The following is a 15,425-nucleotide window of genomic DNA, read 5'->3' on the forward strand; positions in this document are numbered from 1 at the left end:
GCCGTCGTCGACCCAAAAATCCAACCGCTTCCCGACGCCCGCGACACCACACCAGCCCAGGGGAGGTGAGCAATTACGTGCAGGGCATCGCGTGGCACGACGACCCCACGACATAGATCGACCGATCCTTCGATACCGGACACCTCGATCCGCATATCTCCCTTCAGGGAGAACACGAATTGGTGGAAGTCATGCCTGTGCGCCATGCACTCCGGCAGATAATTCCTGCAGGTCAATGTCGAACGCACTCTTCTACCCCGAAAGCGCGAGTTCGATCCATGGTGATCTGCAGACGGTCGCGAGCCCCGATCGTTGCACAACGGAGCAGGAGCGCACATCGAAGGCAAGGGGATTCGATCCCGAATTGCAGAAATGGCGTTTCTGACAGGTTCTGGCCCTTCGCTCCCGGGCCCGACCCATCCTCAGGCCAGGCCCACAGGATCTCACCCGGGCGGCGGGCACGACGTCACAGGGCCGTGGTCTCACGACGCCATAGTGCCGGGCAGAAGGGACCCGCGGAGCACGCCCGCCGAACCTCGGACCCGGAGGGCCCAGAAACCACAGGCGACGTTCCGATCTGGTCGGCGCCCCCTCAGGTTTCCGCGATCCCGCCCGTGTCGGCCGACGGCCTGCCGTGGCCGTGCGGCAGCGCCAGATATTGCTCCGACCGCATCTCGACGAGGCGCGACACGGTGCGGCGGAACTCGAACACTTCCCGCCCGTCCGGCGCGTCGTAGAGGGCTTCGGGTTCGGCCTCCGCGGAAGCGATGAGCTTCACCTGCTCGTCGTAGAGCGTGTCGACGAGGGTGATGAACCGCTTCACCACGTTGCGCTCGTCCGGGCGCATCACCCGCACGCCGTCGACCAGCACGGTGCCGTAGCGGCGCGCCAGCGCCAGGAAGTCGGTCGCGCCGAGCGGCGCGTCGACGAGGTCGGCGAAGGGGAAGCGCGCGACGTCGCCGAGCGCTTCCGGCACGGCGATCTCGCGGCCGAGCAGCGGCACCCGCTCCGGCCGGCCCCGCGCTTGCCCGGTGAGGCTCAGGAAGGCGCGGTCGAGCGCCGCGCGCGCGGTGGCGTCGGCGGGGACGAACCAGGTCGCGGCCTCGGTCAGCTTGCTGTAGCGGAAGTCCCGCGCCGCATCGAGCCGCACCGTCTCCATCCGCGCCTGCAACTGCGCGATGAAGGGCAGGAACAGGGTGCGGTTCAGCCCGTCCCGGTACAGGTTCTCGGGCTCGACGTTGGACGTCGCCACCACCACGACGCGGTCGGCGAACAGCGCCGTGAACAGGCGCCCGAGGATCATGGCGTCGGCGATGTCGGTGACGGCGAACTCGTCGAAGCAGAGCAGCCGGGCTTCCGCCGCCAGGGCCGACGCCACGGGCGGGATCGGGTCGTCGCCCTTGGCGAGCCCACGCTTTCGGGCTTCGCGCCAGGCGTGGATGCGGGCGTGGACGTCGGCCATGAAGGCGTGGAAGTGGACGCGCCGCTTGGGCTCGACCGCGGCGGCCTCGTGGAACAGGTCCATCAGCATGGTCTTGCCGCGCCCGACGTCGCCCACGACGTAGAGGCCGCGCGGCGCTTCTTCCGGCTTGGCGCCGAACAGCCGGCCGAACAGCGAGGGCTTGTCGGCGGCGCCGGCCGCCAGCGCCGCCGCCAGCGCGTCGAGCTTCGCCGCCACCGCCTCCTGGGCGGCATCCGCCTGGAGGTCGCCCCGCGCCACGCGGGCGCGGTAGCGGTCGAGAACAGAGGTCAATGCGCCCACCTTCGGCTGGCGCGCCGTCCGGGGCGCATCCGAGGGGGCTTGCCGCCGGGGCCGGGCCCCGTCAAGGGCGACGCGGGGCTCAGCCCGCAACGACCCGCCGCGGCTCGGCCAGCAGCAGGGCCGGCACGTCGGCGCCCGGCATGGGGCGGCCGAACAGGTAGCCCTGCCCTTCGGCGCAGCCGAGTTGCCGGAGCTGCAGGAGCTGCAGCGGCGTCTCGATCCCTTCCGCGATCGTGTCCATGCCGAGGTCGCGGGCCAGGCGCGTCGCCGCCCGGACGATGGCGAGGCAGCCCTCGTCGCGGCCGATGTCGCTCACGAAGGACCGGTCGATCTTGATCTTGCTGAACGGAAAGGCGCGCAGGTAGCTCAGCGAGGCGAAGCCCGTGCCGAAGTCGTCGAGCGCCACCTGGATGCCGGCGTCGCGGAAGGCGTGCAGCACCAGCAGGTTGGTGTCGTTGTCGATGAGCCGCACCGATTCGGTGATTTCCAGCTCCAGGCGCCCGGGCGGAAGGCCCGAGCGCTCCAGCGCCGCCGCCACGGCTTCGGGCAGGCCGGGCGTGATGAACTGCACCGGCGACAGGTTTACCGCCACCCGCGCCGGCACCGGCCAGGCCGCCGCGTCCGCGCAGGCGCGGGCCAGCACCCAGGCGCCGAGCCGCACGATCAGCCCCGTTTCCTCCGCCACGGGGATGAAGGCGCCGGGCTCGACCAGGCCGCGGACCGGGTGGCGCCAGCGCACCAGGGCTTCGAAACCCGAAACGAGTTCGGTGGCGAGATCGACCTGCGGTTGGTAGTGCAGCTCGAACTCCCCCCGCTCCAGGGCGCCGCGCAGGTCCTGCTCCAGCGCGCGGCGCCCGCGCACCTCCTCGTCCATCCGGGGCTCGAAGGCGTGGAACGTCCCGCGGTGGCCCGCCTTGGCGCGCTGCAGCGCGAGTTCGGCGTGGCGCAGCAGCAGGTCCGCCCCGCCCTCGGCGGCGGCTTCGGAGGGGGCCAGCGCGATGCCGATCGTGGCCCCCACCATCAGCTCCTGGCCGCACACCGGGAACGGCCGCGTGAAGAGGTCGAGCAGCCGCGACGCCAGGCTTTCCGCGTCGGCCCGCTCGCCCACCCCGGACTGCACGACCACGAACTCGTCGGCGCCGAGCCGCGCCACGCCGTCGTCGCCCCGCATCTCGCCCGCCAGCCGCTCGCCCACCGCCTTCAGCAGCGCGTCGCCCACCGCGTGGCCCAGGGCGTCGTTGAACACCCTGAAGCCGTCGAGGTCGATGAGCAGCAGCGCCAGGCCCTCGGGCGTCCGGCGCCGCGCCGCCAGGGCCCCCTTGAGGATCCCCGCGAAGGCGGCGCGGTTGGGCAGGCCGGTCAGGTCGTCGAAGCGCGCGGCGCGGTCGAGCCGGCGCTCCATCTCCCGCCGTTCGGTGACGTCCTCGGCGACGCCCAGCACGTAGCGGGGCGCTTCCCCGGCGCGCCCGGCGATCGGCACCTTGCGGGTGTGGATCACGCGGCGCGAGCCGCCGCGCCCGGGCGCGGCGAACTCGTATTCGCATTGCGCCCCGGCCCGCATCACCTCGGCGTCGTGGTCCTCGAAGAGCGTGGCGAGGTCGGGGGGGAAGATTTCCGCATCGGTCCTCCCGACGATGCGGCCGAGATCGTCGGCGGCCTGCAGTTCGCCGGCCCGGTTGAACAGCACGTAGCGGCCGCCGTCCTGCATGTCCTTGGCGAAGACGATCGACGGGATGGTCTCGATGACGCTGTCCAGGAAGGCGCGCGTGCGGTCGAGGTCGTCGCGGCCCCGCTGCACCTCCGTCATGTCGACCAGCGCCGTGATCACGGCGGGGCGCCCGGCATGGACGAAGTCCGACGAATAGGGCAGCAGGTCCACGAAGGTGCCGTCGCCCCGCACGCAGCGCCACGGCGCGCCCTCGGCCAGCGGCGCCGAGCGCCCGAGGGCACAAAGGTCCCCCACCTTCAGGGCCAGGAAGGCCGCCCGCCCGTAGCCGAACAGCTTCAGCGCGGCGTCGTTGACGGCCAGCATGTCGAAGCCGTCGCGGTCCCGCACCAGGATCGGCACAGGGTTGGTCTCGAACATCAGGCGGAACGAGGCTTCCCGCCGCTTGAGGTCGGTGATGTCGACGCGGATGCCCACCGTGAGTCCGTTGCGGGTGCGCTTCTCCTGCACCCGGATCCAGCGCCCGTCGTCGAGCCGATGCTCGAAATCGCTCTCGGGCATGGCCTGGTGGCGCAGGCGCTCGGCGATCCACTCGCCCTCGCGCCCGATCGCCACCGGCACCCGGCCGCTGGCGGCGATGCGCCGGACCACCGCTTCGAAGGGCAGGCCGGGCCGCAGAAAGCCGGGGGGATGCGCGTAGACCTCGACGTAGCGGCTGTTCCAGAACAGGAGCCCGCCGTCGGCGCCGAAGATCGCGATCCCTTCCGGAAGGGCGTCCAGCGCTTCCAACAGGACGTCGGTCGCCGCCGCAACCGCCGCCACCCCGTTCACGCGCCGACCAGTCTGCGACATTGCAACGCCCTACCTCGGATCCGCCGACCTCGTAAACCGGAGGTAAGCATCCCAAGCATTGCGGAAAGATTGATCCGTTTCGGCTCAAATCACCTCCGGCCGGGATGCGGAGTTTCACCGGGTGAAATCGATTTCACCATCGATGCCCACCGACCGCCATCCTTGGATGCAGGGGGCGGTTTTCGATGTCATCCCGCCACGGGGGATTGCATCGCAGGACGGCGCCGCCGGTTGCGGCGCCGCGATGTTCCTGCCCTCAGGGTGAATCGTCCGTTGCGAAACCGGCGCCCCTCACCGCAGGATGCCACGCACCGGATGAAGCGGCGGCGGCACGGCGGCATCGCCGACGGCTTGGCGCAGGTCGATCTCGACCGTGCGGGTGATGGCGCTCATCGGCACGTCGTAGACCGAGCGCATGAAGGGGTCCTCGAGGTGGCGGCCGGATTGGTCGAGCGCCAGGAACACGAAGCCGATCACCGCGGAGCCGAGCGGCGTCAGGACGTTCAGGTCGGGCACGATGCCGAAGGGCAGCATCAAGCAATAGGCCGTGACGAAGACGCGCGAGAAGGCGGCGTATTGTTGCGGCATCGGCGTGTTGCGGATGCGCTCGAGCCCCCCCTGCGAATCGGTGAGCGCCGTCAGCGTCGCGTTGACGGCGCCGGCCTCGATGCTGTCCAGCCAGCCGTCCCGCCGCGCCCGGACCAGGAGCTCCGCCATCTCGCGCTGGATGGCGAAGGGCGGGTTGGCGGCCTGGGTCACCCGCGCCAGCGCTTCGGCGGGCAGGAAGGGCGAGATGTCGTGCGTCGGGTCCTCGCGGCGCATGAAGCAGCGCAGCGCGTGGGCCCAGGCGATTTGGTGGTGGACGAGCGTGTGGCGGAGCACCGCCGCTTCGGGCGGCACCACCAGGAGGGTGAGGGTGCGGGCGTAGGACCGCGAATTGTTCAGCACCGCGCCCCACAGGGTGCGGGCTTCCCACCAGCGCGCATAGGCGGTGTTGTTGCGCACGCCCAGGAACACGGCGAGGCCGGTGCCGAGCAGCGGCAGCGGCAGGCCGGCCGGCACGATCCAGGTCCAGCCGAGCCCCACGTAGGCGACCGTGACCAGCGAATCGAGCAGGAACAGCGCCACGAGGGGGCGCCACACCTCGCGCAACGTGTCGGTGATCCGGAACTTGTCGACGACGACCATCAGGTGGAGGCTTTCCGCTTCAAGGCCTGGTTGCCCTGGCTTTCCTCGAAGGGCACCATCCGGCCCTGCGCCGCGTCGTGCAGGTGGATGGCGCCGGTCTCGATGTCGTAGACCCAGCCGTGCAGCTCCAGCTTGCCGCTGGCGACGCCCGCCGCGACGGTCGGGTGGGTGCCCAGGTGCTGGAGCTGGGTGACGACGTTCTGCTCGACGAGGGCCTGAATCTTGTCGTCCCCGTCGAGTTCGGGGTGGAGCACCTCGACGACGCTGCGCGCCGCGTGGGCGTTGCGCAGCCAGGAGCGCACCGTCGGCATCTTGTTCAACGCCTCGTCGCCGCGGATCAGGCCCGCCATCGCGCCGCAGTTGGAATGGCCGCAGACCACGATGTCGGTGACGCCGAGCGCCACGACGGCATATTCCACGACGGCGGACACGCCGCCCATCATCTCGCCGTAGGCCGGCACGATGTTGCCGATGTTGCGGCACACGAAGAGTTCGCCGGGCTCGGTCTGGGTGATCATCTCGGGCACCACCCGGCTGTCCGCGCAGGTGATGAACAGGATGCGCGGGTTCTGGGCCTTGGCGAGCTGCTCGAACTGTTCGCGCCGCTCCGGGAACACGTTGTCGCGAAACTCGCGCACGCCGTCGAACAGCCGCTCGACGGGGTCGTCATCCACCGGGGAAGGCGGGGCGGCGTGGGATCCGGGCATCGGGGTCTCCGTTGGGCGGCGGGGCGGCGTGCCGCGCGAGGATCCACGCTGCACTGCGACATGGCAATGCGGGAAGCCGGGGCCCGGTTCTGGGCGCGCGGGGCGCGGCACAGCGCGGGGCGCCGCGTCGAACCTCCATCCCGTTGAGATCCCGTCGCTATCCACCCCGGGAACGGCCGGATGAACATTTGGTCATGGGGATCCGGGGGCGCCCCATGCCGCATCGCGCCCCGGTCGCGTTTCGGCCGCCCCGCCCCCATGTCACGGGGTGAGCCGTCGAAGCCCCGCCGCGCCGCACCCGAAAGAGCCCCCGCTTGACCAAACCCTTGAACCTGCTGATCGCGGAAAGCGAGCCCGAGGAGGCGCGCGACGCCCGGCGGGGCGCGACAGGCCGCAGCAGCGGGGAAACCTACATGGACGCCCTGAGGGCGCTGGCGCCTGATGCCCGCTTCGACATCTTCCGGCCGGGCGAGCCGGGCCGCCTGCCGCAGGCGCTCGACGCCTACGACGGCGTGTTCCTGTCGGGCTCGCCGCTCCACGTCTACCACGACAACCACGAAGTCCGGGCCAACGTGGACTTCATGCGCGCCGTGTTCGACGCGGGCGTGCCGAGCTTCGGATCCTGCGCGGGCCTGCACATCGCCGTGGCGGCCGCGGGCGGAACGGTGCGGCGCAACCCGGACGGCCACGAGGTGGGCCTCGCCCGCCGCATCGCCCCCACCCCCGAGGGCGCCCGTCACCCGCTGCTCGAAGGCCGCCCCGCCGCCTTCGACGCGCCCGCGGTGCACGGCGACGAGGTCGAGGCGCTGCCGCCCGAGGGCGCGACGCGGCTCGCCGGCAACGCCGCCTCGCCGGTGCAGGCGGCCGAGATCCGCTGCGGCGCCGGCACGTTCTGGGGCGTGCAGTACCACCCCGAACTGCCGCTGGACCAGCTCGCCCAGGCGATCCGCAGGCAGAAGGAGGGGCTCGTCGAGCGGGGTCTCGCGCGGAGCGAGGCCGACGTCGAAGCCCAGGCCGGGCTGTTCGAAGCCCTCGGCCGCGAGCCGGACCGGCTCGACGTGGCGTGGAGGCTCGGCGTCGACCGCGAAGTGGCGGAGGGCGCACGCCGGTCCACGGAACTGCGCAACGCCCTGCGCCACCTCGTGGAGCCCGCCCGGGCGCGCCGCGGCCGGGGCTGACCCCTTACGTGGGATTTTCTCCCACGACGACGGTATGTCCATGTTTCGGTCGGATTTGCGGTCGACACCCTGCCCGTGACCGGTTTTCCCCGCGTCGCGGGGTGGAGCCGAAGGACCGATGCGGGACGGTGTGAAAGGTTTGGCGTCCACGCTGGTTTCCGCCGTGGTCTTGGGCGGCTTCGCCGCCGTTTTCGTCTTCCACCCCCTCACGCCCGCCCTGCCCCGCGCCGGCATCGACCCTTCCTGGATAGCGGTGATGGGGGAAGCGGCCGACCGGCCGGCGCGCTTCGGCCTCGACACGGCCTTCACCTACGGCCCCGCCTCGCCGGTGGTGACGGGCTACCTCAACGCCGCCTGGCTCATCCGCACGGTGCCGCTGCAGCTCGGCTTCTCGGCGCTGTTCGGCTGGTGCGCCGCGCTCCTCGTCGCGGCCCGCCGGCCCGGCCGCGCCGCATGCGAGGGCACGGCCGCCTGCGCGCTGATGCTGGCCGCGGCGCGCGGCACGCCGGACGCGCTGTTCCTCGCCCTGCCCTTCCCGGTGCTCCTGCTGGCGCTGCGCCGCGAGCCCCGTCGGGCCGAGGTCGCCGCGTCGTGGCTCGGCGCCGCCGCCCTGGGCCTCACCGCCATGGTGAAGATGAGCTTCCCGCTGGCGGCGCTGCCGCTGCTCGCCCTGGCGGACGGTGCGGGCCTGGCCCGCCGCCGCGTGCCCCGCTTTCTTCCGCTCTTCGCGCTGGGCATCGCGGCGGGCGCCCTGCTCTACGGCCAGCGCCTGTCCGACCTCCCCGCCTATGCGGCGACGCAGGGCGAGGTGGTGGCGGGCTACGCCGCCGCCATGGCTGTCGACGGCCCGGACTGGGACCTCCAGTCTTTCGTCCTGTCCGCGCTGGCGCTCCTCGCCACCGCGGTGCTGGCGCCGCGGGGCCCCGGGCGCTGGCCGGCGGCGGCCGGGCTCGGGGTGGCGCTGCTGTTCCTGTTCAAGGCGGGCTTCATCCGGCACGACATGCATTCCACCATCGCCTGGACCGGCCTCGCGCTCCTCGGCACCCTGCTGGCGTGGAGCCGCCTGCCCCGCCACGCTGCGCTCGGCGTCACCGCGGCGGCCTGCTTGGTGGTGCTGGTCTACGAGCCCATCGTCACGGTGCGCCAGAGCCTGCGGGAGGGGCGCGGCGCCGCCCTGGCGCGGCTCTATGCCGACGCGCCGGGCGTCGTGGCGGACCAGGCCGCCGCCGGCTGGGATGCTCTGCGCGATCCCGCAAGCTTCCGCGCCCGGCTCGACGCCAGGAAAGCCTCGGCCTGGGCGGGCATCGCGCAGGCCATGCCGCTCGGCGACCTGCCGGGGACGGTCGACATCCTCCCCTCGGCCCAGACCGCCGTGCTGGCGGCGGGACTCGACTACCGCGGACGACCGAGCTTCCAGGAATATTCCACCTATACCGCGTCCCTCGCCGCGGGGAACCGGGCCTTCCTGGAGGGCTCCGCCGCCCCACGGTGGGTGCTGTTCGGACCGGAATCCCCGGAAGGCTACATGGGGATCGACAGCCGCTTCCCCGCGCTGGCCGAGGGCCCGCTGTGGCCGGACCTTCTGCGCCTTTACCGGCCGGACCACCGCATCGGCGGCCTGGTGGCGCTGGAGCGACGCGCGATGCCGGCTCCGCTGCCGTTGGGGCCCGTGCGCGACGCCGTGGCGCGTTTCGGCGGGACGGTGCCGGTCGGCGGCGGGCCGGCCTGGGCCACGGTCGACGTGCGGCCGAACTTGGCCGGACGCATCCTGTCCGCCCTGTTCCGGCCGCCCCTGCTCACGCTCGCGGTGACGCTCGACGACGGCGCGGTGCGGCGCTTCCGGCTGGTGCCGGCGCTGGCGACCGCCGGCTTCCTCCTGTCGCCGCTCGTCGACAACGCGTCCGACTACGAGGCGCTGGCGGCCGGCCGCGCCGCCGGCGCGGCGCGGCGCGTGGCGGGCTTCGCCGTCGAGACCTCGTCGGCGGGGCAATGGTTCTACGCGCCCGAGATCGCCGTGACGCTGCGGAGCCTCGACGTGTCGGGCCTCGGCCCCGCGCCGCTCCCGGCCGCGCCGGCAGGGCGCATCGCCGCTCCGGCGTCGGGCACGCTCAGCCTGCCGCTGGCCGGCATCCCGGCGGCCGGCGGGACGCGGCGCGTGACGCTCGGCTACGGGCTCGACGACGGGGCGTCGCGGCGGGTCTGCTTCGCGGCGATGCCCGCCGACGGCACGCGGACGACCCTGTGGAGCGCCTGCCTCGATCCCGAAGCCGAAGCGGGATCGGTCTCGCTCGACGTGCCGGACGGGGTGGAGGAACTGGCGCTGCAGACGCGCTGCGGCAGCGGCGCCTGCCCGGCCTCCTGGAGGGTGGGCTCCGGCGGCTGAGCGTTGGAGGATGCGGGCCGAAGGTCCGACAGCGCGGCCGCGCTCACAGCCGCACCCCTTCCTCCGCCAGCACCGCCGGGCTGTGCTGGCGGAACGGGAAGAAGCCCTTGGTGGCGAGGGGCCACAGCTTCTCGTCCCAGGGCCGGCGCTGGCGCACCAGCGGCAGGCCGGCATCCCGGAGGGGACCCGCCAGCGCCGCCAGGGCGTCCGCGACCGGGCCGACCGGCGCGTGAGGCGCCAGGACCATGCGGGCGCCGGCGGCCCGCGCGGCCGCCACCACACCCTCGGCGTCCATGCCGTCGAGCACGGCCGCGTCGCAGCCGAAGCGCGCCCGGGCCCGTTCGGCGGCATCTTCCGCCGCGGCATCGACGAAGCGACGCGCGGCCGGACCCCAGGGCCAGTGCGCGGAGCCGCCGGTCGCCGCCAGCGCGCCCGCCACCACCGTCCCCTCCGGCGCGAAGCTTTCCGGCCCGAAGTCCTCCGGGTGCATCAGCAGCAGCGCCCGCCCCGCGGGGACGGGCTCGGGGCCCGGCAGAGCGCGGGGGCCGGGCAGCGGCTCCTCGGTCAGGGACGGCGCTTCCGCGGCCAGCCCGCGCGGGCTGAAGCGGCCGGACGTGTACCGCGCGATGTTGTCGGCCGTGGCGAGGTAGGTCTTGCCGGGCGTCTGCAGCCCCGCCACCCAGCGCCACGACAGGGTGTTGGATGCCGGGTCGGCGTCGACGAGGTGGCGCAGGAAGAAGTCGGCGCCGAGCGCCCAGGGCAGGCGCAGCGTGAAGATCCAGATGGATGCGAACCACATGCGCGCATGGTTGTGCAGGTAGCCGTAGGCGACGAGCTCCCGCGCCCAGTCGTCGAAGCCCTCGATGCCGGTGCGGCCCTCCTCGGCGGCGGCGACCGCGCGGGCCAGCCCGCCCGAGCGCGCCATCGCGTCCCGCCCCGCGTCGCGCTCGGCGAGGAAGCGCGACCAGGCGGCGGGCCGCAGTTCCAGCCAGCCCTTGAAGTAGGTGCGCCACAGCACCTCGCTCACGAACTTGTCGGCGCCGTGCGGCCCGTGGAGGTCGAGCGCGGCGGCGATCACCTCGCGCTCCACCAGCAGGCGGTAGCGCAGGTAGGGCGACAGCGCCGACACGCTCCGCTCGGCGTCCGGCCCGGCATCGGCGTTGCGGCCGTCCGCGTAGGCCCGGCCGGCGCGCGGCAGGAAGGCGTCGAGCCGGCGCAGAGCCTCGGCGCGGGTGGCGGTGAAGACGGGCGTGATCCCGTCGGCCTCGACGGCGCTCATGCGGCGGCCCGCCGCGCGTCGCGGCGCGCGACCCAGCGCTGGAGCCTCGGACGCCCGCGCAGGAACGCGCGGTAAAGCCGCTCAAGCCCGGCGAGCACGAGGGGGTTGCGGGCCGCGAGGCCCAAGGGGCGCAGCCGCGGGATGGACCGCCACATCGCCGCGAAGGCGGCGGCGCCCGACACCATCCGGCCGTCCTCCAACGCGTGGAAGCGGGCCAGGAGGCGGCCGCGGTCGAGGGGGCAATCGGCGTCCCCGTCGTCGAGGTCGATGAAGCGGATCGCGCCGGGCGGGGCGAGCCGCCGCATCAGGGCGATCTCGCGCCGGCATAGCGGGCAACCGCCGTCGAACCATACGGTGAGTGTCGTCATAGCTCGAACATGGGGCGGGCGGGCCCTAGATCGAGCACGCCGGGGCCCGATCCCGGCGGACATTTCGTCCGCCCGGATCGGGCGGGACGCGGGGCGCTCGGGCGCGGGGGTCGGAGGATGGGCATGCGGATCGCGATCGTCGGGGCGGGTTTGGCCGGCCTGAGCTGCGGGGTGCGGCTGCGCGACGCGGGCCACGCCGTGGCGCTCTTCGACAAGGGGCGCGGCCCCGGGGGGCGGCTGTCCCACCGCCGCGTCGCGACGCCATCGGGCGAGGCGCGTTTCGACCACGGCGCCCAATATTTCACCGCCCGCGATCCCGACTTCCGCCGCCAGCTGGACGCGTGGGCGCGGGACGGGCTCGCGGCGCCCTGGCCGGCAGCGGGCGACGACGCCTGGGTCGGCGTGCCCGGCATGAACGCCCCCGCCAAGGCGCTGGCGGCCGGGCTCGACGTGACGTGTTCGGCGCGGGTCGAGCGCTTGTCGCGCGACGGGGACGGGTGGCGCCTGTCGGGCGAAGAGTGGGAGGCCGGCCCGTTCGACGCGGCGGCGGTCGCGATGCCGGCCGAGCAGGCCGGTGCCCTGGTGCGCCCCTTCGCGCCGGGTTTCGCCGACGCCGCCGACGCCACGCCGGCCGAGCCCTGCTGGACCGTCATGGCGGCCTTCCCGTCCCGCCTGCCGATCGCGGGGGACGTGGTGAAGCGGCGCGGGCCCATCGGCTGGGCGGCCCGGGACTCGGCCAAGCCGGGGCGGTCCGGCCCGGAGTCCTGGGTCGTGCAGGCGAGCCCCGAATGGTCGCGCGAGCACCTGGAAGCGAGCCCCGCCGCCGTCCTGCCGGGTCTGCTCGCCGCGTTGGCCGAGGTTGCGGGCGGCCCGCTGCCGGACCCCGCGGCGGCGGCGGCGCACCGCTGGCGCTACGCCCGCTCAGGCGCGCTCGGGCGGGACGACCTGTGGGACGCCGGCCTCAAGCTGGGCGTCTGCGGCGATTGGCTCCTCGGCCCGCGGGTCGAATGCGCCTGGGTGTCGGGACACCGGCTCGCGGGGGCGATCCTGGCCGGGTGAACGATCCTGGCCGGGTGAGCGCCGGAGCGGCGCTGGGCCGTCGCCCGGGCCGCCGGCGGCGCGGCGCGCGAAAGCTACTTCTTCTTGCCGATCGGCTCGGTCGAGCCGCGGGTCATCAGGCCGGCGGCCGACGTGGACGTGTCGGGCTTGGCCTTGGCGTCCTTCTTGGGCTTGCCCTTGCTTTCCTTCTTCTGGTTGTTTCCCTTGGCCATGGCGGTCCCTCCGTCGACGTTCGCGTGACGTCGGCAGGCGCGCCGACCGGTGCAGCATAGAACCGGACCGGCCTGTTTCGCCAGGGCCGCGCGCTATTCGCCGAGCAGGCTCATGTCGACGTCGCCGTAGCTCGCCGTCAGCTTGGCCTCGTCGAAGTCCCCCGTGTTGGGGTCGCCGGTGCGGCTGAAGGCCAGCGCCCCGGCGTGCTTGGCCGCCGCCGCCTGGGCGCGGCGGCGGGCGCTCTCGGCATTGGGCGCCTCGGCGGGCTCCATGGGGACGAGGTTGCCCTCCTCGTCGCGCCCGAAGGCCACCACGACGTGATAGGTGATCGGCATCGGGGGGCATATCCTCGTCGTGTCGGCAGGGGCGGTGGCCGACGGGATCGGCCGGAAGGCGGGCGCCGACGAAATGGTAACCGCCGCCGGCGATGGTGCGCGGCATCGGGGAGCGGATGCGCGATGGCGATCAGATACGTGGACATCGAGCCCGAGGACGGCAAGGCAAAGCCCGCCAAGGCGCCGCCCAAGCCCGCGGCCCCGCCCGCCGACGAGGCACCGGCCCCCGCGGCGAAGCCGAAGCGCCGCAAGAAATAGCCCTCCGGCCGTTTCTTTCCCTCTCCGTCCGTCCCTTTCGCGCGAACCAGTCGGCGCCGGGATCGTTCTGACAGGTCGCCTGGGCCGAATCCTGCATTCGGCGGCGCGGCGAGTCGGAATCGAGGATCGACGCATGACCACACGGCCTTCAGCGCGGCGCTTTCCCATGGGGGCCGAGCTTCTCGACCGCGGCTGCTCGTTCCGCGTTTGGGCGCCCGACCACCCGGCCGTGACGCTGGTGCTGGACGGCGGCGCCGAACACGTGCTCGAGCCCGAGCGGGACGGCTACCACGCCGCCGTGGTGGCGGACGTCGAGGCGGGGGCGCGCTACCATTACCGCCTGAGCCGCGACGGCACGCTCTACCCGGACCCGGCGTCGCGCTCGCAGCCCGAGCGGCCGATGGGCGCGTCCCAGGTGGTCGACCCCCACGCCTTCGCGTGGACGGACGGCGCGTGGCGGGGCGTCACCATCGTGGGCCAGGTGCTCTACGAGATGCACGTCGGCACGTTCACGCCCGAGGGCACCTGGGCGGCGGCGGCCGAAAAGCTGCCCTTCCTCAAGGACCTCGGCGTCACCGTCGTCAACATGATGCCGGTCAACGAGTTTCCGGGCCGCTTCGGCTGGGGCTACGACGGCGTCGACCTGTTCGCCCCCACGCACCTCTACGGGAAGCCCGACGACCTGCGGCGCTTCGTCGACCGCGCCCACGCGCTGGGCCTGGGAGTGATCCTCGACGTGGTCTACAACCACATCGGCCCGGACGGGAACTTCCTCAAAGCCTTCGGCCAGGACTATTTCACCGACCGCCATTCCACCGAATGGGGCGAAGCGCTGAACTACGACGGGCCGAACGCGACCGGCATGCGCGACCTCGCCATCTCGAACGCCGCCTACTGGATCGCCGAGTATCATTTCGACGGCCTCCGGCTCGACGCCACGCAGAACATCTACGACGACTCGGACGACTACGTGGTGGCGGCGCTGACCCGCGCGGCGCGCGAGGCAGCGGGCGGGCGCGACATCATCATCGTGGCGGAGAACGAGCCGCAGGATTCCGACCTCGTGCGCCCGCTCGACCAGGGCGGCGACGGGCTCGACGGCGTGTGGAACGACGACCTGCACCATTCCGCCATGGTGGCGGCGACGGGCCGCAACGAGTTCTACTATGCCGACTTCGAAGGCACGCCGCAGGAGTTCATCTCCGCGGCGAAATACGGCTACCTGTTCCAGGGCCAGACCTATGGCGGCCACAACAAGCCGCGCGGCGTGCTGGCGCTGGACCTCAAGCCCGACGCCTTCGTGACCTTCGTGCAGAACCACGACCAGGTGGCCAACGCGGCGCGGGGCTGGCGCCTTCACCAGCTCACCAGCCACCCGCGCGCCCGCGCGCTCACGGCGCTGTCGCTGCTGATGCCCGGCACGCCCATGCTGTTCCAGGGGCAGGAGTTCTGGGCCTCGACGCCCTTCCTCTACTTCGCCGACCACAAGCCCGAGCTGGCCGCGCTGGTGCGCAAGGGGCGGCACGAGTACATGGCGAACTTCCCCTCGCTCGCCACGGCGTCCGGGCAGAAGCAGCTTTCCGATCCCGAAGCCGATTCCACCTTCGAGCGCTGCAAGCTCGACTGGCGGGAAGCCGAACTGAACGCCCCCATCGTGGCGATGCACCGCGACCTGCTCCGCCTGCGACGCACCGACCGGGCCTTCTCGTCCCACCACCGCCCGGCCGCCGACGGCGCCGTGATCGGGCCGGACGCCTTCGTGCTGCGCTTCTTCGAGTCGCACGGCGACGACCGCCTGATGATCGTCAACCTCGGGCGCGACATCGACCGCAAGAGCTTCCCCGAGCCCCTGGTGGCCCCCCCGCGCGGCAAGACCTGGGAGGTGCTGTGGTCGAGCGAGGAGCCCGATTACGGCGGCACCGGCACGGCCGTGTTCGAAACCGAGAAGGGGTGGCACCTCCCCGCCAACACCCTCCTGGTCCTGAAGGGCAAGTAGGGCCGCCGAGGTGGGCCGGCGGTCGGAAGCCCCGACCGCGCGCCGCCGCGGCACCGCCGGGTGCCGGCCGGCCCGGAACCCCGTGAACGAACGCCCGCCGGTCGAAAACGTATGGCCCGCCCCGTCGGCAAGTGGTTTCTCGGGTTCAGCTTGATCTGTCTGCACAAACGTATCCGGCCTT

At 73.0% G+C, this 15,425-nt stretch carries 14 protein-coding genes; 5 read left to right on the top strand and 9 right to left on the bottom strand.

What is annotated here, in order from left to right; translation table 11 throughout:
• The 5 genes from D3273_RS28925 to D3273_RS25460 all read right to left on the bottom strand — a co-directional run.
• A partial coding sequence (locus D3273_RS28925; protein WP_207210901.1) for a cupin domain-containing protein occupies positions 1-206 on the bottom strand: 206 nt, incomplete at its 3' end.
• Between the two features lie 386 nt (positions 207-592).
• A complete protein-coding gene (gene zapE / locus D3273_RS25445) occupies positions 593-1,753 on the bottom strand; it encodes a cell division protein ZapE (RefSeq protein WP_245501388.1) in 1,161 nt (386 codons plus the stop codon).
• A gap of 88 nt (positions 1,754-1,841) precedes the next feature.
• Positions 1,842-4,280 (bottom strand): EAL domain-containing protein, encoded by a 2,439-nt coding sequence (locus D3273_RS25450; RefSeq protein ID WP_129229766.1) that lies wholly within the window; start codon positions 4,278-4,280, stop codon positions 1,842-1,844.
• Positions 4,281-4,571: 291 nt separating this feature from the next.
• Positions 4,572-5,468 (bottom strand): bestrophin family protein, encoded by an 897-nt coding sequence (locus tag D3273_RS25455; RefSeq protein ID WP_129229767.1) that lies wholly within the window; start codon positions 5,466-5,468, stop codon positions 4,572-4,574.
• Positions 5,468-6,175 carry a carbonic anhydrase gene (locus tag D3273_RS25460; RefSeq protein ID WP_129229768.1) on the bottom strand — a complete coding sequence of 236 codons (708 nt, stop codon included), beginning with the start codon at positions 6,173-6,175 and terminating at the stop codon, positions 5,468-5,470. Before D3273_RS25460 ends, D3273_RS25455 begins: the two co-directional genes overlap by 1 nt.
• Positions 6,176-6,489: 314 nt before the next feature.
• Between D3273_RS25460 and D3273_RS25465 the strand changes: the two genes are divergently transcribed.
• On the top strand, positions 6,490-7,353 hold the full coding sequence (locus D3273_RS25465) for a type 1 glutamine amidotransferase (RefSeq protein WP_245501389.1): 864 nt from the start codon (positions 6,490-6,492) through the stop codon (positions 7,351-7,353).
• 118 nt (positions 7,354-7,471) lie between these two features.
• Complete coding sequence (locus tag D3273_RS25470; protein WP_129229769.1) at positions 7,472-9,736, top strand: hypothetical protein; 2,265 nt, start codon at positions 7,472-7,474, stop codon at positions 9,734-9,736.
• A 43-nt stretch (positions 9,737-9,779) separates the two neighbouring features.
• Here D3273_RS25470 and D3273_RS25475 read toward each other — a convergent pair whose 3' ends face one another.
• Both D3273_RS25475 and D3273_RS25480 read right to left on the bottom strand, forming a co-directional pair.
• Positions 9,780-11,015, bottom strand: coding sequence for an FAD-binding domain-containing protein (locus D3273_RS25475; RefSeq protein ID WP_129229770.1), 1,236 nt, complete (start codon positions 11,013-11,015; stop codon positions 9,780-9,782).
• Positions 11,012-11,383, bottom strand: coding sequence for a thiol-disulfide oxidoreductase DCC family protein (locus D3273_RS25480; protein ID WP_129229771.1), 372 nt, complete (start codon positions 11,381-11,383; stop codon positions 11,012-11,014). The genes D3273_RS25475 and D3273_RS25480 overlap by 4 nt, the downstream gene beginning before the upstream one ends.
• A 123-nt stretch (positions 11,384-11,506) precedes the next feature.
• Here D3273_RS25480 and D3273_RS25485 point away from each other — a divergent pair, with 123 nt between their 5' ends.
• Positions 11,507-12,442, top strand: coding sequence for an NAD(P)/FAD-dependent oxidoreductase (locus D3273_RS25485; protein ID WP_129229772.1), 936 nt, complete (start codon positions 11,507-11,509; stop codon positions 12,440-12,442).
• Between the two features lie 74 nt (positions 12,443-12,516).
• Here D3273_RS25485 and D3273_RS28515 read toward each other — a convergent pair whose 3' ends face one another.
• Together D3273_RS28515 and D3273_RS25490 are read right to left on the bottom strand one after the other, a co-directional pair.
• A complete protein-coding gene (locus D3273_RS28515) occupies positions 12,517-12,654 on the bottom strand; it encodes a hypothetical protein (protein ID WP_165359694.1) in 138 nt (45 codons plus the stop codon).
• 93 nt (positions 12,655-12,747) lie between these two features.
• A complete protein-coding gene (locus D3273_RS25490) occupies positions 12,748-12,990 on the bottom strand; it encodes a hypothetical protein (RefSeq protein ID WP_129229773.1) in 243 nt (80 codons plus the stop codon).
• 123 nt (positions 12,991-13,113) lie between these two features.
• Here D3273_RS25490 and D3273_RS29745 point away from each other — a divergent pair, with 123 nt between their 5' ends.
• Together D3273_RS29745 and treZ are read left to right on the top strand one after the other, a co-directional pair.
• Positions 13,114-13,248 (top strand): hypothetical protein, encoded by a 135-nt coding sequence (locus D3273_RS29745; protein WP_281011413.1) that lies wholly within the window; start codon positions 13,114-13,116, stop codon positions 13,246-13,248.
• Between the two features lie 133 nt (positions 13,249-13,381).
• A complete protein-coding gene (gene treZ, locus D3273_RS25495; RefSeq protein ID WP_129229774.1) occupies positions 13,382-15,244 on the top strand; it encodes a malto-oligosyltrehalose trehalohydrolase in 1,863 nt (620 codons plus the stop codon).
• The last annotated feature ends 181 nt before the right edge of the window (positions 15,245-15,425 follow it).

Source organism: Lichenibacterium minor, assembly GCF_004137685.1.
Taxonomy (GTDB): domain Bacteria; phylum Pseudomonadota; class Alphaproteobacteria; order Rhizobiales; family Beijerinckiaceae; genus Lichenihabitans; species Lichenihabitans minor.

Excerpts from the sequence above, each read along its gene's own strand:
- D3273_RS25450 (WP_129229766.1), bottom strand. The coding sequence starts at position 4,280 with ATGTCGCAGACTGGTCGGCGCGTGAACGGGGTGGCGGCGGTTGCGGCG.
- D3273_RS25455 (WP_129229767.1), bottom strand. The coding sequence starts at position 5,468 with ATGGTCGTCGTCGACAAGTTCCGGATCACCGACACGTTGCGCGAGGTG.
- D3273_RS25460 (WP_129229768.1), bottom strand. The coding sequence starts at position 6,175 with ATGCCCGGATCCCACGCCGCCCCGCCTTCCCCGGTGGATGACGACCCC.
- D3273_RS25470 (WP_129229769.1), top strand. The coding sequence starts at position 7,472 with ATGCGGGACGGTGTGAAAGGTTTGGCGTCCACGCTGGTTTCCGCCGTG.
- D3273_RS25475 (WP_129229770.1), bottom strand. The coding sequence starts at position 11,015 with ATGAGCGCCGTCGAGGCCGACGGGATCACGCCCGTCTTCACCGCCACC.
- D3273_RS25480 (WP_129229771.1), bottom strand. The coding sequence starts at position 11,383 with ATGACGACACTCACCGTATGGTTCGACGGCGGTTGCCCGCTATGCCGG.
- D3273_RS25485 (WP_129229772.1), top strand. The coding sequence starts at position 11,507 with ATGCGGATCGCGATCGTCGGGGCGGGTTTGGCCGGCCTGAGCTGCGGG.
- D3273_RS28515 (WP_165359694.1), bottom strand. The coding sequence starts at position 12,654 with ATGGCCAAGGGAAACAACCAGAAGAAGGAAAGCAAGGGCAAGCCCAAG.
- D3273_RS25490 (WP_129229773.1), bottom strand. The coding sequence starts at position 12,990 with ATGCCGATCACCTATCACGTCGTGGTGGCCTTCGGGCGCGACGAGGAG.
- D3273_RS29745 (WP_281011413.1), top strand. The coding sequence starts at position 13,114 with ATGGCGATCAGATACGTGGACATCGAGCCCGAGGACGGCAAGGCAAAG.
- treZ (WP_129229774.1), top strand. The coding sequence starts at position 13,382 with ATGACCACACGGCCTTCAGCGCGGCGCTTTCCCATGGGGGCCGAGCTT.